17 protein-coding genes are annotated in these 17,743 nt (G+C 75.5%); 13 read left to right on the forward strand and 4 right to left on the reverse strand.

Annotated elements, in window-relative coordinates; all coding sequences use genetic code 11:
- Window positions 1-159: 159 nt before the first annotated feature.
- Both ABD158_RS16160 and ABD158_RS16165 read right to left on the reverse strand, forming a co-directional pair.
- Window positions 160-4,968 carry an Lhr family helicase gene (locus tag ABD158_RS16160; RefSeq protein WP_425573219.1) on the reverse strand — a complete coding sequence of 1,603 codons (4,809 nt, stop codon included), beginning with the start codon at window positions 4,966-4,968 and terminating at the stop codon, window positions 160-162.
- Between the two features lie 90 nt (window positions 4,969-5,058).
- A complete protein-coding gene (locus ABD158_RS16165) occupies window positions 5,059-5,568 on the reverse strand; it encodes a GNAT family N-acetyltransferase (RefSeq protein WP_344008628.1) in 510 nt (169 codons plus the stop codon).
- Window positions 5,569-5,637: 69 nt separating this feature from the next.
- Between ABD158_RS16165 and ABD158_RS16170 the strand changes: the two genes are divergently transcribed.
- Genes ABD158_RS16170 through ABD158_RS16180 form a run of 3 tightly spaced genes read left to right on the forward strand, consistent with a single transcriptional unit; the run spans window position 5,638 to window position 7,751 of the window.
- Window positions 5,638-5,832: a DUF3046 domain-containing protein gene (locus ABD158_RS16170; protein ID WP_344008629.1), complete on the forward strand. Its 195-nt coding sequence runs from the start codon at window positions 5,638-5,640 to the stop codon at window positions 5,830-5,832.
- Window positions 5,833-5,892: 60 nt separating this feature from the next.
- On the forward strand, window positions 5,893-6,702 hold the full coding sequence (locus tag ABD158_RS16175) for an S-methyl-5'-thioadenosine phosphorylase (RefSeq protein ID WP_344008630.1): 810 nt from the start codon (window positions 5,893-5,895) through the stop codon (window positions 6,700-6,702).
- Window positions 6,702-7,751 carry an NAD-dependent epimerase/dehydratase family protein gene (locus ABD158_RS16180; protein ID WP_344008631.1) on the forward strand — a complete coding sequence of 350 codons (1,050 nt, stop codon included), beginning with the start codon at window positions 6,702-6,704 and terminating at the stop codon, window positions 7,749-7,751. The genes ABD158_RS16175 and ABD158_RS16180 overlap by 1 nt, the downstream gene beginning before the upstream one ends.
- A 129-nt stretch (window positions 7,752-7,880) precedes the next feature.
- Here the strand turns inward: ABD158_RS16180 and ABD158_RS16185 are convergent, their stop codons facing one another.
- The gene (locus ABD158_RS16185; protein ID WP_344008632.1) at window positions 7,881-9,290 is read right to left on the reverse strand and encodes a hypothetical protein; all 1,410 of its coding nucleotides are present in this window, start codon (window positions 9,288-9,290) and stop codon (window positions 7,881-7,883) included.
- A 50-nt stretch (window positions 9,291-9,340) separates the two neighbouring features.
- Here ABD158_RS16185 and ABD158_RS16190 point away from each other — a divergent pair, with 50 nt between their 5' ends.
- From ABD158_RS16190 to ABD158_RS16235, 10 genes are all read left to right on the forward strand, one after another.
- Window positions 9,341-10,012 (forward strand): glycosyltransferase family 2 protein, encoded by a 672-nt coding sequence (locus ABD158_RS16190; protein WP_344008633.1) that lies wholly within the window; start codon window positions 9,341-9,343, stop codon window positions 10,010-10,012.
- Complete coding sequence (locus ABD158_RS16195) at window positions 10,009-10,773, forward strand: TIGR04282 family arsenosugar biosynthesis glycosyltransferase (protein WP_344008634.1); 765 nt, start codon at window positions 10,009-10,011, stop codon at window positions 10,771-10,773. The genes ABD158_RS16190 and ABD158_RS16195 overlap by 4 nt, the downstream gene beginning before the upstream one ends.
- Window positions 10,770-11,450, forward strand: a complete 681-nt coding sequence (locus ABD158_RS16200) for a methyltransferase domain-containing protein (RefSeq protein WP_344008635.1) — start codon at window positions 10,770-10,772, stop codon at window positions 11,448-11,450. The genes ABD158_RS16195 and ABD158_RS16200 overlap by 4 nt, the downstream gene beginning before the upstream one ends.
- Before the next feature lie 19 nt (window positions 11,451-11,469).
- The gene (locus ABD158_RS16205; RefSeq protein ID WP_344008636.1) at window positions 11,470-12,639 is read left to right on the forward strand and encodes a molybdopterin-dependent oxidoreductase; all 1,170 of its coding nucleotides are present in this window, start codon (window positions 11,470-11,472) and stop codon (window positions 12,637-12,639) included.
- A complete protein-coding gene (locus ABD158_RS16210; RefSeq protein WP_344008637.1) occupies window positions 12,636-13,049 on the forward strand; it encodes a hypothetical protein in 414 nt (137 codons plus the stop codon). The genes ABD158_RS16205 and ABD158_RS16210 overlap by 4 nt, the downstream gene beginning before the upstream one ends.
- Window positions 13,050-13,237: 188 nt before the next feature.
- Window positions 13,238-14,290: a recombinase RecA gene (gene recA / locus ABD158_RS16215; protein ID WP_425573220.1), complete on the forward strand. Its 1,053-nt coding sequence runs from the start codon at window positions 13,238-13,240 to the stop codon at window positions 14,288-14,290.
- Entirely contained in the window at window positions 14,220-14,948 is a 729-nt protein-coding gene (locus tag ABD158_RS16220) for a regulatory protein RecX (protein ID WP_344008639.1), read from the forward strand. The genes recA and ABD158_RS16220 overlap by 71 nt, the downstream gene beginning before the upstream one ends.
- Window positions 14,949-14,957: 9 nt before the next feature.
- The gene (locus ABD158_RS16225; protein ID WP_344008640.1) at window positions 14,958-15,797 is read left to right on the forward strand and encodes a PPK2 family polyphosphate kinase; all 840 of its coding nucleotides are present in this window, start codon (window positions 14,958-14,960) and stop codon (window positions 15,795-15,797) included.
- Window positions 15,794-16,564, forward strand: a complete 771-nt coding sequence (locus tag ABD158_RS16230; protein ID WP_344008641.1) for a HipA family kinase — start codon at window positions 15,794-15,796, stop codon at window positions 16,562-16,564. The genes ABD158_RS16225 and ABD158_RS16230 overlap by 4 nt, the downstream gene beginning before the upstream one ends.
- On the forward strand, window positions 16,561-17,010 hold the full coding sequence (locus ABD158_RS16235; protein WP_344008643.1) for a DUF3037 domain-containing protein: 450 nt from the start codon (window positions 16,561-16,563) through the stop codon (window positions 17,008-17,010). Before ABD158_RS16230 ends, ABD158_RS16235 begins: the two co-directional genes overlap by 4 nt.
- Here ABD158_RS16235 and ABD158_RS16240 read toward each other — a convergent pair.
- Window positions 16,974-17,717 carry a sirohydrochlorin chelatase gene (locus ABD158_RS16240; protein ID WP_344008644.1) on the reverse strand — a complete coding sequence of 248 codons (744 nt, stop codon included), beginning with the start codon at window positions 17,715-17,717 and terminating at the stop codon, window positions 16,974-16,976. The two genes, ABD158_RS16235 and ABD158_RS16240, sit on opposite strands and share 37 nt — an antisense overlap.
- Window positions 17,718-17,743 lie beyond the last annotated feature (26 nt).

Consider the following 17,743-nt stretch of genomic DNA (forward strand, 5'->3'; position numbering starts at 1 on the left):
CGCCTCGACCTCCGGTGGGGGGCGTCGCGGCCCGGTGACTGTCCGTGGTGCGGGGGACTCGTGGCTCGGTTGCTGCGCAACGCTCGCGCCTCGACCTCCGGTGGGGGGTCGTGGCTCGGGTGCTGCGCGACGCCCGTTGCCCGACCCGTGCGGGACCGGTCAGCCCCGCAGGCGAAGTCCCCGTGGTGTGGAGACGAAGCCGGCGGCGTCGAGGGCCTCGCGCAGCGGGGTGGAGCCGGCACCCAGGAGCTGTGCGCCGTCGGCCCTCTCGACGGTCAGCCGGCCCAGCGAGCCGGCCGACACGGCGTCCGCGAGGGCCGCGGCGGCCGGGGTGAGGACCCGCGGCTCCTCGGTCCAGGTGAGCAGGGTGCGCCCGCCGCGCTCGACGTACAGCGCGAGCGCACCGTCGACGAGGACGACCAGCGCGCCGGCCTTGCGGCCCGGGCGGTGTCCCGTGGTGCCCTCGTCGCCGTCACCCGTGCGGTCGGGCCAGGGCAGGGCGGCGCCGTAGGGGTTGGCCGGGTCCGTCGCGGCCAGCGCCACGGCGACCGGGTCGGCGTCGCCGGGCAGCTCGGAGAAGGTGCGGAGACGGTCGATCGAGCCCGCGGTGCCGAACTGCGCCGCCCCGAGGCCCTCGACGAAGTAGCCGCGGCGGCAGCGGCCCGACTCCTCGAAGGCCGAGAGCACCTTGTAGACGCCCGCGAAGCCACCGGGCAGCCGCTCGTTGACGACGGCCCCGCGCACGACCACGCCGTGGCGCTCGAGGAGGTTCTCGGCGGCGGCGTGCGCACGGCGCGTGGGATCGGGGTCGCGCTCGGGCAGCAGCGACCAGCGGCCCACGGTCTCCGGCGGGCCGGAGCGGGGCACCACCCCGGGCCCGCCGCGGCCGGGCCGCCCGGGACGACGGGCGCGCGCCCGGGCGGGTGCGCGCCGGCTGCGGTGCGCGGTGCGACCACCGCCGACGAGCGCGCGCAGCGGCGCGAGGGTGTCGTTGCTGACCCGCCCCGACCAGACCAGGTCCCACAGCGTCGCGGCGAGCGCCTTGTCGTCGGTGCTGCCGACCGCGTCGGCGAGCTGGCGGAAGAACCACGCCCCACCCGGCTCCAGCGCCGACAGCACCTGCTCGGCGAGCTCCCCGCCCTCGGGGGCACCCGCGACGTCGTGGTCGGGCAGCGTCAGGTGGGCGATGTCGGTGGGGTGGAGCGACACCCAGCCGTCGGAGCCGGCGAGCGAGCCGTGCCCGGACCAGATCACCTCGCCGGAGGCCGTCAGCTCGTCGAGGTACGCCGGGGAGTAGTCCGAGACCCGCGCGGCCAGCACCAGTGGCTCGAGCGCCGAGGCCGGCACGGGAGTGCCCGCGAGCTGCTCGACCGCGCTCAGCACGCCGTCGACGCCGCGCAACCCGGCCCGCCCCGGCTTGCGGCTGCGGGTGCCCGGCACGACGACGTGCTGCCAGACGGTGGTGAAGCGGGCCAGCGCCTCGGGGTCGACGGGCTCGACCTCCTCGCGCAGCCGCGCGAGCGAGCGGCGTCGCAGGCGCCGCAGCACCTCGGCGTCGCACCACTCGGTGCCGGAGCCGGCGGGTCGGAACTCGCCGTCGACGACCCGCCCCGACGCGCCCAGCCGCTGGAGGGCCTGGCGGACGACGGCCGTGCCGAGCCCGAGGCGCGCGGCGACCTCGTCGGCGGTGAAGGGCCCGTGGCTGCGGGCGTAGCGGGACACCAGGTCGCCGATCGGGTCCTCGACGGGGTCGGTGAACGCCGAGGGCGTGCCCGGGGGCACCGGCACCCCCAGGCCGTCGCGCAGCCGGGCGACGTCCTCGACCACGCACCAGCGCGGCTCCCCGGCGATCCGCACCTCGGCGACGCGGCGCGCGTCGGCGAGGTGGGCGAGCCAGCCGTCGACGACCGCCGCGTCGGCCTCGTCGACCGTGCGGGCGACGACCTCGTCGCGCGACTGCGGTCCCAGCAGCCGCAGCAGGTCCGCGAGACCCTCGGCGTCGCGGGCCCGACGGTCGGGCGCGAGCTGCTGCAGCTCGGCCTCGACCTCGGCCACCACGTCGGGGTCGAGCAGCTCGCGCAGCTCGGCGCGGCCCAGGAGCTCGGCTAGGAGGCTCGGGTCGAGCGACAGCGCCGCAGCCCGTCGTTCGGCCAGCGGCGAGTCGCCCTCGTAGACGAACTGGGCGACGTAGCCGAACAGCAGCGTGCGCGCGAACGGCGAGGGGCTCGAGGTCTGCACGTCCGAGACCTGGACCTCCCGGCGCTCGACCCGGCGCATCAGCCCCACCAGGCCGGGCAGGTCGTAGACGTCCTGCAGGCACTCGCGCACCGCCTCCAGCACGATCGGGAAGGAGGGGTAGCGCACGGCGACCTCGAGCAGGGCCGCCGCCCGCTGGCGCTGCTGCCACAGCGGCGAGCGTCGGCCGGGGTCGCGACGCGGCAGCAGCAGGGCGCGCGCCGCGCACTCACGGAAGCGGGAGGCGAACAGCGACGACGACCCGACCTCGGTCGTCACGATGTCCTCGATCTCGTCGGGCTCGAAGACCACGACGTCGCCGCCCGGCGGCTCCGCATCGGTATCGGGGATCCGGATCACGATGCCGTCGTCGGAGGCCACGGCCTGGCCGTCGACGCCGTAGCGCTCGCGCAGGCGGGCGTTGATCGCGAGCGCCCACGGCGCGTGGACCGGCGTGCCGTACGGCGAGTGGAGCACCAGGCGCCAGTCGCCCAGCTCGTCGCGGAACCGCTCGACCACCAGCGAGCGGTCGCTCGGCAGCGTCGGGATCGCCTCGCGCTGCTCGCCGAGGTAGTCGACCAGGTTGTCGGCCGCCCACTCGTCGAGGTCGTGGTGGCGGGCCCGGGCGACCGCCTGGTCGCGCGGCAGCGCGGCGAGCTCGCGGGTGTAGGCGCCGATCGCCTCGCCCAGCTCCGCGGGTCGTCCGAGGGAGTCGCCGCGCCAGAACGGGAGCTTGCCGGGGATGCCCGGCGCCGGGGTGACGAGCACCCGGTCGTGACTGATGTCCTCGATGCGCCAGGAGGTGGCGCCGAGCGCGAACACGTCGCCGACGCGCGACTCGTAGACCATCTCCTCGTCGAGCTCGCCCACGCGCCGGCCCGGGCCCTCGCCGCCGGCCAGGAACACGCCGAACATGCCGCGGTCGGGGATCGTGCCGCCCGAGGTGACCGCGAGCCGCTGCCCGCCCGGTCGACCGGTGAGCGTGCCGGCGACGCGGTCCCACACGATCCGCGGCCGCAGCTCGGCGAACTCCTCGGACGGGTAGCGACCGCTGAGCAGGTCGAGCGTGGCCTCGAACGAGCCGCGCGGCAGACCGGCGTACGGCGCGCTGCGACGCACCAGCGCGTAGAGCGCCTCGACGTCCCAGGCCTCCAGCGCCGTCATCGCGACGACCTGCTGCGCGAGGACGTCCAGCGGGTTCGTGGGCACGCGCAGCGACTCGATCGCGCCCTCGCGCATCCGCTGCACGGCGACGGCGGTCTGCGCGAGGTCGCCGCGGTGCTTGGGGTACAGCACGCCCCGCGAGACCTCGCCGACCTGGTGGCCGGCGCGGCCGACGCGCTGCAGCGCGCTCGCGACCGACGGCGGCGACTCGACCTGCACGACGAGGTCGACCGCGCCCATGTCGATGCCCAGCTCCAGGCTGGAGGTGGCGACGACGCACGGCAGCAGGCCCCGCTTGAGCTCGTCCTCGATGACCGCGCGCTGCTCCTTCGACACCGAGCCGTGGTGGGCCTTCGCGACGAGCGGCGCCGCGCCGCTGGTCGACCCGCTCTGGGCCGCCACCTGGGCCGGGCGCCGCGCCGGCTGGTCCTGGTCGGCGGCCTCGGACGCGTCGAGGCCGGCGTCCTCGGCGGCGATCTCGTTGAGCTTGGCGGTCAGCCGCTCGGCCAGACGGCGGGAGTTGGCGAACACGATCGTCGAGCGGTGGGCCCGCACCAGGTCGTGCACGCTGCGCTCGACGTGGGGCCACAGGGACCCGGCGCGCTCGGGGTCGGTGGGCGGCTCGACCGGACGCGTCCCGGGGCCCGGACCGTCGCCCGCGGCGCCGGGGTCGCCGAAGAGGTCGGCGAACGGGTCCGGCTCGCCGGCCGCGGTCGCGCCCGTGCCGGCGGGCACGGCGACGGGCACGGCGGCGGACACGGCGGCGGGGGAGGGCGGTGCCGCGAGCCGGGCGTCGTCGTACGCCCCGGGCTGCGACATGTCGGGCACCGGCACGACGACCCGCAGGTCCCACTCCTTGGCCGAGGGGGGCGCCACGACGTCGACCGGGGCGCTGCCGCCGAGGAAGCGGGCGACCTCGTCGGTCGGTCGCACGGTCGCGGACAGGCCGATGCGCTGGGCCGGCCGCTCGAGCAGCGCGTCGAGGCGCTCGAGGGTGAGCGCGAGGTGGGCGCCGCGCTTGGTGCCGGCGACGGCGTGGACCTCGTCGAGCACGACGGTCTCGACGCCCCGCAGGGCCTCGCGCGCCTGGGAGGTGAGCATGAGGAACAGCGACTCGGGGGTGGTGATCAGGATGTCGGGCGGACGCGTCGCCATCGTGCGCCGGTCGGCGGCCGGGGTGTCGCCCGAGCGCAGCCCGACGGTCACCTCCCGCAGGGCGTCACCGCCGTCGGCCGCGAGGCGCTGCGCGGTGTGGCGGATGCCCGCCAGCGGGGCCCGCAGGTTGCGCTCGACGTCGACGGCGAGCGCCTTGAGCGGCGAGACGTAGAGCACGCGGCAGCGGTGCTGGGGCTCGGCGGGAGGGTCGGTGGTCAGCAGCCGGTCCAGCGACCACAGGAAGGCCGAGAGGGTCTTGCCGGAGCCGGTCGGGGCCACCACGAGCGCGTGGCGGCCGCTCCGGATCGCCGCCCAGGCGCCGGCCTGCGCGGGCGTGGGGGAGGCGAAGGCGGCCTCGAACCACGTCCGGGTCGCCGGGCTGAAGCCCTCGAGCGCGTCCTGGGTGCTCACCACGTCATCCTCCCCGAGACCGCCGACACCGTGCCGGCAGCACCGTCCCCGCCGGTACCCAGCGGACCGGGGAGGACGGGGGAGGGCCGCCGCTCAGGGCAGGTTGACGAGCATCCGCTGGTACCAGGCCATGTCGATCCACTGGCCGAACTTCCAGCCGACCCCGGCGAACTGGCCGACCTTCTCGAAGCCGCACGCGACGTGCAGGCGCTCGCTGGAGGGGTTGGGCAGCGCGACGGCCGCGATCGCGGTGTGCACCCCGGAGATCGCCATCGTCTGCAGCAGCGCGGGGTAGAGCATCCGTCCGATGCCCTGGCCGCGCACGGAGTTGTCGAGGTAGATCGAGGTCTCCCGCGTGTAGTCGTACGCCGGGCGCGGACGGAACGACCAGGAGTAGGCGTAGCCGACCACGTCGTCCTCCTCGGTCACCGCCACCAGGAGGTGGTCGCCGGGGTGCTGACCGTCGAGGCGCGCGGTCCAGTAGGCGAGGTCCGGCGGCTCCAGGTCGAAGGTCGCGTGGGAGTGCTCCACGGCGTGGCTGTAGATCGAGGCGATGGCGGACAGGTCGCGCTCGGTCGCGGAGCGGGTGGCGTAGCCGGGCATCGGCCCATCCTGGCACCGTCGGGCGCCGGGGTGGGGGACCGACTGGCCCGTCCCTGCCACGATGGAGGCGTGAGGCACACCGAGCTCGAGACCCGGCTGAGCGAGGCGCTCGGCGACGACTACGCCGCCTTCTGGGCCTCCCAGACGGTCATCGCGGCCCTCGACGGGCGCACGCCGCGCCAGGCCCTCGACGACGGGGTCCCGCCCAAGCAGGTGTGGGCCGCGGTCTGGGAGACCCTGGGCCTGCCGGCCTCCCAGCGCTGAGCGGCCGGGGCCGGACGAGGCGGAGGAGGCGCCGTCGGCGGTCCCTGGCAGAGTGCCGCCATGACCACAGCACCCGGCGCAGCCCCCTCCGCGGAGGTCGCCGTCATCGGCGGGACCGGTTTCTACTCCTTCCTCGACGACCCCGTCACCCACGCCGTCACCACGCCGTACGGCGAGCCGACGGCGCCGATCGCGATCGGCACGGTCGCGGGCCGCTCGGTGGCCTTCCTGCCGCGCCACGGGCAGGGTCACGCCTTCCCGCCGCACCGGATCAACTACCGGGCCAACCTGTGGGCGCTGCGCTCGCTGGGGGTGCGCCAGGTGCTGGCGCCCTGCGCGGTCGGTGGCCTGCGCGACGAGGTCGCCCCGGGCGACATCGTCGTGCCCGACCAGCTGGTCGACCGGACCTCCGGCCGCACGCAGACCTTCGTGGAGACCGGCGCGGTCCACCTACCGTTCGCGGACCCCTACTGCGCGCGGCTGTCGGCCGCGGTGCAGGGCGACGACGTCGCCCACGGCGGCGCGATGGTCGTCATCGAGGGCCCCCGGTTCTCGACGCGCGCGGAGTCGCGCCACTACGCCGACCAGGGATGGACCCTGGTCAACATGACCGGCCACCCGGAGGCGGTCCTCGCCCGCGAGATGACGATGTGCTACTCCGCGATCGCGCTGGTCACCGACATGGACGCCGGTGTCGAGGAGGGCAGCGGCGTCTCCCAGGAGGAGGTCTTCGCGCTCTTCGGCAGTCGCATCGAGCGGCTCAAGGAGCTGCTGACCGCGACCATCGGCGACCTGCCGGACCCCGACGGCTGCTCCTGCGCGTCGTGGACCGAGGGCGTCGACGTCACCTACGAGATCCCGGGCCGCTGATGCGCGTCCTGCTCACCGGCGCGGCCGGGTTCATCGGCGCCACGATCGCCGACCAGCTGCGCGAGGCCGGCGACGAGGTCGTCGGCGTCGACCTGATGATCCCCGCCGCCCACGGCGCCGCCGAGCCGCCCGAGGGCGTGCACCGTCTCGACGTGCGGGAGGCCACCACCGACGCGTGGCGCGGCCTGCTCGAGGGCGTCGACGTCGTCTGCCACCAGGCGGCGATGGTCGGCGCGGGGGTCACCGTGTCCGACATGCCCGAGTACGCCGGCCACAACGACCTCGGCACCGCGGTGCTGATGGCCGCCATGCACGAGGCCGGGGTCTCGCGGATGGTGCAGGCCTCCTCGATGGTCGTCTACGGCGAGGGCCGCTACGTGTGCGCCGAGCACGGGCACCAGGCCCCGGGCGTCCGCACGACCGCCGCGCTGGACGGCGGCGAGTTCGAGAACCCCTGCGGGGTCTGCGGACGCGCACTCGGCTGGGAGACCGTCGACGAGGACGCCCGCCTCGACCCCCGCAGCAGCTACGCGGCCTCGAAGGTCGCCCAGGAGCACTACGCCGTGGCCTGGGTGCGCCAGGCGGGAGCGGCGGCGGTCTCGCTGCGCTACCACAACGTCTACGGCCCCGGGATGCCCCGGGACACGCCGTACTCGGGGGTGGCGGCGATGTTCCGCTCCGCGCTCGAGCGTGGTGAGGCGCCGCGGGTCTACGAGGACGGCGGCCAGATGCGCGACTTCGTGCACGTCGACGACGTGGCCCGCGCCAACGTGCTCTCGATGCGCGCCGTGCTCGGGGCCGACGAGGGCTCGCACACGGCCTACAACGTCTGCTCCGGCCGTCCGGTCGCCATCCTCGACGTGGCCCGTCGGGTCGCCGCCGGCACCGGCAGCGGGATCGAGCCGGCCGTCACCGGGCAGTACCGCCTCGGCGACGTCCGCCACATCGTCGCCTCGCCCGCGCGCGCAGCGGCCGAGCTCGGCTTCACGGCCGCCGTCGACCCCGAGGACGGCCTCGCGGCCTTCGCGACGGCCCCGCTCCGCGCCTGACGCGACGGCCCCGCTCCGCGCCTGACGCGACGGCCCCGCTCCGCGCCTGACGCGGAGGCCGGCGCGGAGCCTGACGCGGAGCCGGCGCGGGGCGCGGGGACCGGTCGGCGGACGAGCCGGGTCAGCCCGCTACCAGGACGTGTAGAAGAGGTGCTGCACGACGAGCGCCACGACGAGGTTCAGCGCGAGCACCGGCGTGCGCCACCGGGCGGGCAGCAGGGCGGTCGCGAGCAGGAGCCACGGCACGAACGGCAGCCAGATCCGCTCGACCTCGGCCTTGCTCATGCGCGAGGCGTCGGCCAGGACGACGACGGCGACCGCGGCGGTCGACATCGCGACGAGCGCCCGCACGGCCCGGGGGTCCGACCCGGTCTCGGTGGCGACCTCCTCGACGCGGCGGCCCGGGCGCAGCGTCGCGAGCCGGCCCAGGCCGGCGCCGACGGCCGGTCCGGCGGCGTAGGCCAGCGCGGCGAGGTTGCCCCACAGCCAGTACGCCGCGGGGCGGTCGGCCGCGAGCCCGTCCCAGTAGCGCTCCCGCAGCACCGGGAAGGCCTCCCACCAGAAGAAGCCGTACGCTGCGAACGCCAGCACGACCCCCAGCGCGGACAGCGCGACGACCGGGAACAGCCACCACGAGCGCGTGAGCCACAGCACCGTCAGGGCCAGCACGCCCATGATGGGCAGGCCCCACGAGGTCATCACGGTCCACCCCAGCAGCAGGCCCGCGGCGACGCCCCAGGCGGCCATCGCCGGACGTGACGTGCGGGTGCCGGCGATGGCCATCAGGGCCAGGCCCCAGGCCGCGGTGGCGGCGAACAGCGCGTCGGCGGACACCGCCATGAACAGCGCGGCCGGACCGAGCACGAGGAACGGCAGCGCGCGCCGGACGAGGGCCTCGGCGCCGAGGCACCGCATCGCGACCATCACCGCGACGCTGGTGGTCGCGGCCAGCACGGTGACGACCATCCCGGCCGTGAAGTCGCCGCCGAGGCCGAGGCGGTCGAGCACGACGAAGAAGAGCAGCGCGCCCGGCGGGTGGCCCGCGATGTGGACCACCCAGTTGTCCGGGTGGGCGTAGGGGATCCGCTCCGTGAAGCCGTCGATCATGGCCGGGACGTCGGTGACCTCCCGGGCGGTGATCAGGTACTCGTAGGGGTTGCCCAGGACCCGCGAGATGCCCTCGGGGCCGTCGACGAAGGCCAGCGAGAGCATCCACGCCAGCCCCACGGCGTACGCGACCGCCAGCAGGGGGCCCCACGAGAGGCGCTCGGCGACGCGTCGTGCGCCCAGCAGCGCGGCGACGGCGATCAGGACGGCGGGCACGGTGCCGGGTCCCACCTTGGGGTCCCAGCGCGAGTGCAGCGGCGGGAACTCGTCGCCCTCGATCGTGGAGTGGGTGAAGATCTCCCACCCCGTCAGCAGGGGCACCGCGGTGGCGGCGGCCATCAGGACGAGCGTGAGGCCCAGACCGAGCGCGGCGCCGCGGGCCGACTCCCGGGCGATGGCGGTCGTGTCCTCGGCGCGCCGGGTGGTCGACATGCCGGGAGCCTAGGAGATGGCTCAACCACCGAGCGCATACGGTGTCCCCTGTGTCAACCACCGGGTCGAGCGTCTGCGACCTCGTCCTGCCCTGCAAGGACGAGGCGCCTGCCCTGCGCGGGCTGCTGCCGACGATCCCCGCGGAGTTCTCCGTCATCGTGGTCGACAACAACTCGGTCGACGACACCGCCGAGGTGGCGCGCAGCCTCGGGGCGCGCGTGGTCCGCGAGACCTCGCCCGGGTACGGCGCGGCCGTGCACGCCGGCGTCGAGGCGGCGACCAGCGACTACCTGGCGGTGATGGACGGCGACGGGTCCTTCGACCCCGCCGAGCTGCTCGTGCTGCTGGACGACGTGCGCAGCGGCCGCGCCGACATGGCCGTCGGCCGCCGACGCCCGGTCTCGCGCGGCGTGTGGCCCTGGCACGCCCGCGCCGGCAACCAGCTGATCGTCGCGTGGCTGCGCCGGCGGATCCGGATGGACGCCCACGACATCGCCCCGATGCGGGTCTGCCGGCGCCAGGCCCTCCTCGACCTGGGGGTCGCCGACCGGCGCTTCGGCTATCCTGTCGAGCTGCTGCAGAAGGTGACGCTGCAGGGCTGGCGCATCAGTGAGCACGACGTCGGCTACCACCCTCGTGCCGCCGGGACCCGCTCCAAGGTCTCCGGCTCGGTGAAGGGGACGGTGCGCACGGCTCGGGACTTCTGGAAGGTGCTCTCATGACGGACGGTGCGACCCCGGGTCGGTCCGCCGACGCCGCGGACGACGGCGCGCGCTCGCCGGAGCACGCGACCACCGCGCTGGTGCTCGCGAAGGCGCCGGTCGCCGGGCGCGTCAAGACCCGCCTCGGCGCCGACATCGGCATGGACGAGGCCGCGGCCGTGGCCGCCGCCGCCCTGCTCGACACGCTGCGGGCCTGCGCCGACGCCGTCGGCGCGGAGCGCTGCCACCTCGCGCTGGAGGGCGACCTGGCGCACGCCGTGCGCGGTGAGGAGCTGACGGCGGCGCTCGCCGGTTGGACGATCACGCCCCAGCGCGGCGAGGATCTGGGGGAGCGGATCGCCGCAGCCCACGACGACGTCGTGGCCGCCCACGGGCAGGAGAAGAGGAACATCACGGTGCAGATCGGCATGGACACGCCGCAGGTGACGGCCCGGGGGCTGCGCGACGCGGCCGCCGCGGTCGCCTCCGGCGAGCACGACGCGGCTCTCGGGCCCGCCGAGGACGGCGGCTGGTGGGTGCTCGCGCTGCGCGAGGGGTCCGCGGCGGCCGCCCTGGTGGGAGTCCCGATGTCGACCCCGACCACCCACGACGACACCCGTGCGGCCCTCGAGGCCGCGGGGCGCCGGGTGGCGACGCTGCCGCAGCTGCGCGACGTCGACACCGTCGCCGACGCGGACGCCGTGGCCGGCCTCCTGGCGGAGGACTCCGAGTTCGCCCGCGCCTGGGCGGGTCTCGCGGTGACCGCCGGGGCCACCCGATGAGCCTGGAGCCCGCGGACGGGCTGCTCTCCGAGGCCGGGGTGACCTCCGACGCGTCGTTCACCTCCGTCTTCGAGGCCGCGCTGCGCGGCGAGGCCTGCTCGGTCGTCGGGATCGGCGAGGTCCCCGAGGCCCTGCCCGTCTCGGAGTGGAAGCGGGAGGCGGACGCCGGGGACCGTGCCCTGCTGTCGCTGTGCGAGGGCCCCACCCTCGACGTCGGCTGCGGGCCGGGGCGCATGGCCGAGCACCTCTCCGACGCCGGTCACACCGTGCTCGGGATCGACGTCGTCCACGAGGCCGTGCTGCAGACCCGCAACCGGGGCGTGTCGGCGATCGTGCGCAACGTCTTCGACACGCTGCCCGGCGAGGGCCGCTGGCAGAGCGCGCTGCTCGCCGACGGCAACATCGGCATCGGCGGCGACCCGGCCGCCCTGCTCGGGCGGATCCGCGAGCTGCTCGACCCGGACGGCCGCGTCGTGGTCGAGCTGTCCCCGCCCGGCACCGGGCTGCAGTCCATGTGGGCCTGCCTCGAGGCCGGGGGACGGCGCAGCCGCCCGTTCCGCTGGTCCGTGGTCGGCACCGACGCCATCGCCGAGGTCGCCGACGAGGTCGGCTTCACCGTCCACGCCCTCCACCACCACGGAGAGCGCTGGTTCTCCGTGCTGCTCCCCGTCGGCTGAGGACGTCGTGGCGACGGGGGTGCCGATCCGGCCGCCCACCAGCGCGGACTTCGGGTCCCGGCTGCACAGCCCCGCCGTCGCCGCCCGGGTGGGGACCTGGCTCGGCATCACCTTCGGCCTCGCGTTCGTCACCGGACTGATCAGTCACTGGGCGCAGGTGCCGGACCCCCTGGTGCCGTTCCCCACCCGACCGGTGTGGGGCTACCGCGTCACCCAGGGCCTCCACGTGATCTCCGGGACGGCCGCCATCCCGCTGCTGCTGGTCAAGCTCTGGACCGTCTACCCGCGGCTCTTCGCGCGGGTGGTGGCGTGGCCGCCCCGCGCCGCCGTGGTGCACGCGCTGGAGCGGCTGTCCATCCTCGTGCTCGTCGGGGCCGGCATCTTCCAGCTCTCCACGGGGCTGATGAACTCGACCCAGTGGTACCCCTGGGACTTCTCGTTCCGCAGCACGCACTACGCCGTCGCGTGGGTCGCCATCGGGGCGCTCGTGCTGCACATCGGGCTCAAGCTGCCCGTCATCCGCGGCGCCTACGCCCGCGACGTCGAGGACGACGACCCCGCGCACCCACCGTCCGGCACCCAGGCCCGGGAGGGGTCGCTGAGCCGTCGCGGCCTGCTGCGCTCGACGTGGGTCGCCTCCGCCGTCGCGGTGCTCGCCACCGCCGGCGCGACCGTGCCGTGGCTGCGCCAGGTCTCCGTCCTCGGGGTCCGGACCGGCGACGGCCCGCAGGGCGTGCCGATCAACCGCACCGCCCGCGCGGCCGGCGTGGCCGCCGACGCCACGGGCCCGTCGTACCGGCTGCTGCTGGTCAACGGCGGCACCGAGCGCGAGCTCACCCGTGACGACCTGCTCGCGATGACCCAGCGCACCGAGGCGCTCCCCATCGCCTGCGTCGAGGGCTGGAGCGCCACCGGCACCTGGACGGGCGTGCGGATGCGCGACCTCCTCGACCTCGTCGACGCGCCCGCGGGGGCCGACGTCGGCGTCTACTCCCTGCAGACGCAGGGGGCGTTCGCCACCACCCGCCTGCCCGGCAACTTCGCGGACGACCCGCTCACCCTCCTGGCGCTCGGGCTCGACGGAGAGGCCCTCGCGCTCGACCACGGCTTCCCCTGCCGTGTCATCGCCCCCAACCGCCCCGGGGTCCTGCAGACCAAGTGGGTCACCCGGCTCGAGGTGCTCGCGTGACCGCCACCCGCGGAGGTCTGGTCGTCGTCGGTGTCCTCGTGACGCTGTACGGCGCCTACCTGGCGCTGTGGGACCGCCTCGACCAGCTCGTGGGCACGCTCGTGTGGGTGGCCGGGGGAGTCGTGCTCCACGACTTCGTGCTGGTGCCCCTGGTGCTGCTCGCGGTGGCCCTGGTCGGCCGGCTGCTCCCGCCGCGCTGGCGCGCGCCCGCGGCCGCCGGGCTGGTCGTGCTGGGGACGGTCTCGGTCGTGGCGGTGCCGTTCGTCGGCCGGTTCGGCGCGCTGCCGGACAACCCGACGCTGCTCGACCGCGACTACACCACCGGCTACCTCGTGCTGGCCGGCCTGGTGGTGCTCGCGGTGGTCGCCGGGGGACTGCGCCGACGGGGCCGCGACACGCCGCACGACTGACGCGCGCGTCGAACACGTGTTCGTTACTGTGGTGTCCACAGGCGGGCGGGGGATCGAGTCCTCCACAGCCCCGGGGCACGCTCCGGGTCGTTGTCGGTGGTCGCCCCTAACGTCCTCAGCAGGTCGGACAGCCCGGCCGACCCAGACCCCCGACGGGCCCGACGGCCCGCCACAGGACGGAGCAGATCATGGCCGGTGGAGATCGCGACAAGGCGCTGGACACGGCGCTCGCCAACATCGAGAAGCAGTTCGGCAAGGGCTCGGTCATGCGGCTGGGCGACGAGACCCGGGCGCCGCTCGAGGTGATCCCCACCGGGTCGATCGCGCTCGACGTGGCGCTGGGCCTCGGCGGCCTGCCGCGCGGCCGTGTGGTGGAGATCTACGGTCCGGAGTCCTCCGGCAAGACGACCGTCGCCCTGCACGCGGTGGCCAGCGCGCAGCGCGGCGGCGGCGTGGTCGCCTTCATCGACGCCGAGCACGCGCTCGACCCCGACTACGCGAAGGCCCTGGGCGTCGACACCGACGCACTGCTGGTCTCGCAGCCCGACTCCGGTGAGCAGGCCCTGGAGATCGCGGACATGCTGATCCGCTCCGGTGCGCTCGACCTCATCGTCATCGACTCGGTCGCGGCGCTGGTGCCCCGTGCGGAGATCGAGGGCGAGATGGGTGACAGCCACGTGGGCCTCCAGGCCCGGCTGATGAGCCAGGCGCTCCGCAAGATGACCGGTGCGCTCAACGGGGCCGGCACCACCGCGATCTTCATCAACCAGCTGCGCGAGAAGATCGGCGTGATGTTCGGCTCGCCCGAGACCACGACCGGTGGTCGTGCGCTGAAGTTCTACTCCTCCGTGCGCCTCGACGTCCGACGGATCGAGACGCTCAAGGACGGCCAGGACATGGTCGGCAACCGCACCCGCGTGAAGGTCGTCAAGAACAAGGTCGCCCCGCCGTTCAAGCAGGCCGAGTTCGACATCATGTACGGCAAGGGCATCAGCCGCGAGGGTGGTCTCATCGACGTCGGCGTCGAGGCGGGTCTCGTCCGCAAGGCCGGCGCCTGGTACACCTACGAGGGCGACCAGCTCGGTCAGGGCAAGGAGAACGCGCGGACCTTCCTGCGCGACAACCCCGACCTGGCCAACGAGCTCGAGAAGAAGATCCTCGAGAAGCTCGGTGTCGGCCCGCAGGTCGACACCCCCGCCGACGCACTGTCGGACGAGCCCATCGGCGTCGACGATTTCTGAGTCGACCCGCACCACCGCCCGCCGCGACCGCTCCGGTCGCACCTCGCGAGCACCCAGGACCCGTCCGGGTCCGGGCAGGACGGCCTCGACCCCCGTCCCCTCCCCGGACCCGGACGACCCCGGCCACGACGGTCCCGGACGTGAGGGGGCCGAGGCGGACCCCGAGGCGCGGGCCCGCACGATCCTTCTCGACCAGCTGACCGCGCAGGCCCGCACCCGACGCCAGCTCGCCGACAAGCTCGCGACCAAGGGCATCCCCGACGACGTCGCGACGCGGCTGCTCGACCGGTTCACCGAGGTCGGGCTGGTCGACGACGAGGCCTTCGCCCGGGCCTGGGTGTCCAGTCGCTCCGTCGGCAAGGGTCTCGGGCGGCGGGCCCTGGCCGCGGAGCTGCGACGCAAGGGCGTCGACGACGAGGAGGCCCGGGCCGCCCTCGCGGAGCTCGACCCCGACGACGAGCGCGAGGCCGCACGCCGCCTCGTCGAGCGCCGCCTGCGCTCGACGGCGGGCGTCGACACTGCCACCGCGACCCGGCGGCTGGTGGGGATGCTCGCCCGCAAGGGACACTCCCCGGGCGTCGCGCACGCCGTGGTCCGGGAGGCGCTGGCCGCCGCGGGGGCGGAGGAGCCGGACGGGTTCGCCGAGGCCGACCTCTAGGCTCGACGCATGCGCGAGCTGCTGCGACTGACCCCCGGCGAGGTCGACCTCACGGCGTGGGACACCCGCGCCACCCCGGGCTTCGAGGGCGGCAAGGCCGAGGGCCGCGACGCACTCGCAGCGCTGGCGCCCGAGCTGGCCGACCTGCAGGAGCGCCTGTACGCCGAGGGGGTGGCGGGCTCGTCGCGCCGGGTCCTGCTGGTCCTGCAGGGCATGGACACCTCGGGCAAGGGTGGCGTGGTGCGCCACGTCGCGGGCCTGGTGGATCCCCAGGGCCTGCGCGTCGCAGGCTTCGGTGCGCCCACCGCCGAGGAGCTGCGTCACGACTTCCTCTGGCGCATCCGCCGGGCACTGCCGGCCCCGGGCCGGATCGGGGTCTTCGACCGCTCCCACTACGAGGACGTCCTCGCCGTGAAGGTGCGCGGCCTCGCCGACCCCACGGAGGTCGAGCGGCGCTACGGCGCGATCAACGACTTCGAGGCCGAGCTCGTCGCTGCCGGCACGCCGGTGCTGAAGTGCCTGCTCCTGATCTCGCCCGACGAGCAGCGCGAGCGGCTGCTGGCCCGGATGGACGACCCCACTAAGCAGTGGAAGGTCGCCGCCTCCGACCTCGAGGACCGCGCCCGCTGGTCGGCGTACCGGGAGGCCTACGAGGTGGCGCTGCGTCGCACCGACACCGAGGTGGCCCCCTGGTACGTCGTCCCGGCCGACCGGAAGTGGTACCGCAACCTCGCGGTCGCCACCCTGCTGCGCGAGACGCTCGCGCAGATGGCGCCCGCCTGGCCGCCCGCCGTCGTCGACGTCGCCGACCTGCGTCGCCGGCTCCTCGACGAGGACCCCGTCGCGTGACGGCGCTGACCCGCGTGCGCGGCACCCGCTACGTCGTCCCGCTGCGCGAGGGCGGCTCGCTGCCCGGCATCGTCGAGGCCGACGACCTCGGCACCTACGTCGTCAAGTTCCGCGGCGCGGGCCAGGGTCCCCGGGTGCTGGTCGCCGAGGTGGTCGTCGCCGGCCTCGCCGAGGCCGTCGGCCTGCCGACGCCGCGCCAGGTGGTGCTCGACGTCCCGACCGCGCTCACCCGCTACGAGGCCGACGAGGAGGTCCAGGACCTGCTCCGCGCCAGCGTCGGGCCCAACCTCGGCGTCGACTTCCTCCCGGGCGCGTTCGGGTTCGACGCCACCGCGACGCCGGAGGACGACGTGGCGGCCCGGGTGCTGTGGCTCGACGCGCTGTGCGCCAACGTCGACCGGTCCTGGCGCAACCCCAACCTGCTGTGGTGGCACGACCGGCTCTGGGTGATCGACCACGGCGCGTCGCTCTACTTCCACCACTCCTGGTCCTCCGGGGTCACCGACCCGGCCCGCTTCGGGGCGCAGCCGTGGAGCGATGCCGACCACCTGTTCCGCGAGCACGGCGCGCGCGCCCGCGAGCTGGACGCCGAGCTGCGGGCCCGGCTCGACCCGGACCTCCTCCACGCCGTGACCGCCCGGGTCCCGGACGCCTGGCTGGAGCCGGTGCCGGGAGCGGAGGACCCCGACGCGCTCCGTGCCGCCTACCGCACGTTCCTCACCGCGCGCCTGGCGACGGACGCCTGGCTGCCCGGGGGTGCGCGATGAGCGGGACCGACGCGGTCCCCTACGAGTACGTCGTGCTCCGCTGCGTGCCCCGTGCGGACCGGGAGGAGTTCGTCAACGTCGGCGTGGCCCTGCACTGCCGCGACAGCGACCTGCTGGGCGTGCGGTGGCACGTCGACGAGGCCCGTCTCGCGGCGCTGTGGCCCGCGCTGGACCCGGAGGAGGTGCGGACCTCGCTGCGGTTCGCCCAGGCGGTCGCGGAGGGCGACGCGGCGGGAGCCGGGGCGGCGGCCGCCGGTCCGATCAGCACCCGGTTCGGCTTCCTCAAGGCCCCCCGCAGCACGGTGGTGCGCCCGGGTCCCGTCCACGGAGGGGTCACCGAGGACCCGGTCGCCTGCCTGGACCGGCTGCTGGCGGTGCTGGTCGCCGCGGCCGCCGGACCCGCGCCGACTCAGACGGGGACGAGCTCGACCGCGCCGACGGCGTAGCGGGCCAGCACGAGACGCGCCAGCGACGGGTGGGCACCCAGCGGTGCGGACACCGCGACGGCACCCGCCTCGAGGGCGAGCTCGCTGGCCCGGTCGTGCAGCGGTCCGGGGGACCAGAACAGCGAGCCGACGGCGATGTGACGACGCCCCTCGCCGCGGAAGGCGCGGACGGCCTCGCCGGTCGCGGGCGGCGCGGAGACGGCGTACGCGGCGGAGACGGGGAGACGGTGGTGGGTGCCCCAGAGCCGCGCCAGCCGGGCGACCGCCTGGTTGGCGAGCGCGTCGGCGGTGCCCTGGGCGGCCAGCACGAGGGCGTCGAGCTCGCGGACCCGGGCCGCGGCGAGCGCGTCGCGCAGACGCAGGTCCAGGACCTCCAGCAGCGACGGCTCGGGACCGAGGACGGCCGAGGCGCGCAGACGGAGCCGGGGGTGGCGTCGACCGGCCCGGTCGAGCGCGCCGGCGAGGTCGGCGCCGGCCAGGTGGGGCTCGACGAGGAGCAGCGGCACCACCACGACCTCCTCGACGCCCTCGTCGGCCAGTCGCGCGAGGGTGTCGTCCAGCGACGGCGACCCGTGGGCGAGGACGGCGGCCTCGACCCGCAGGTCGGGGCGTGTACGGCGGACCTCGGCGACCAGCTCGGCCAGCGAGCGCCGGGACCGGGCGTCGGGGCTGCCGGGGGCGAGGGCGACGAGGACGGGTGCCGTCACGGCGTGCTCCCTTCGGGGGCGGTCGG

The organism is Nocardioides lentus (assembly GCF_039529515.1).
Classification (GTDB): domain Bacteria; phylum Actinomycetota; class Actinomycetes; order Propionibacteriales; family Nocardioidaceae; genus Nocardioides; species Nocardioides lentus.

Coding starts and splice junctions, on each gene's coding strand:
- recA (WP_425573220.1), top strand. CDS start 13,238: ATGGCCGGTGGAGATCGCGACAAGGCGCTGGACACGGCGCTCGCCAAC.
- ABD158_RS16165 (WP_344008628.1), bottom strand. CDS start 5,568: ATGCCCGGCTACGCCACCCGCTCCGCGACCGAGCGCGACCTGTCCGCC.
- ABD158_RS16175 (WP_344008630.1), top strand. CDS start 5,893: ATGACCACAGCACCCGGCGCAGCCCCCTCCGCGGAGGTCGCCGTCATC.
- ABD158_RS16195 (WP_344008634.1), top strand. CDS start 10,009: ATGACGGACGGTGCGACCCCGGGTCGGTCCGCCGACGCCGCGGACGAC.
- ABD158_RS16180 (WP_344008631.1), top strand. CDS start 6,702: ATGCGCGTCCTGCTCACCGGCGCGGCCGGGTTCATCGGCGCCACGATC.
- ABD158_RS16185 (WP_344008632.1), bottom strand. CDS start 9,290: ATGTCGACCACCCGGCGCGCCGAGGACACGACCGCCATCGCCCGGGAG.
- ABD158_RS16235 (WP_344008643.1), top strand. CDS start 16,561: ATGAGCGGGACCGACGCGGTCCCCTACGAGTACGTCGTGCTCCGCTGC.
- ABD158_RS16200 (WP_344008635.1), top strand. CDS start 10,770: ATGAGCCTGGAGCCCGCGGACGGGCTGCTCTCCGAGGCCGGGGTGACC.
- ABD158_RS16225 (WP_344008640.1), top strand. CDS start 14,958: ATGCGCGAGCTGCTGCGACTGACCCCCGGCGAGGTCGACCTCACGGCG.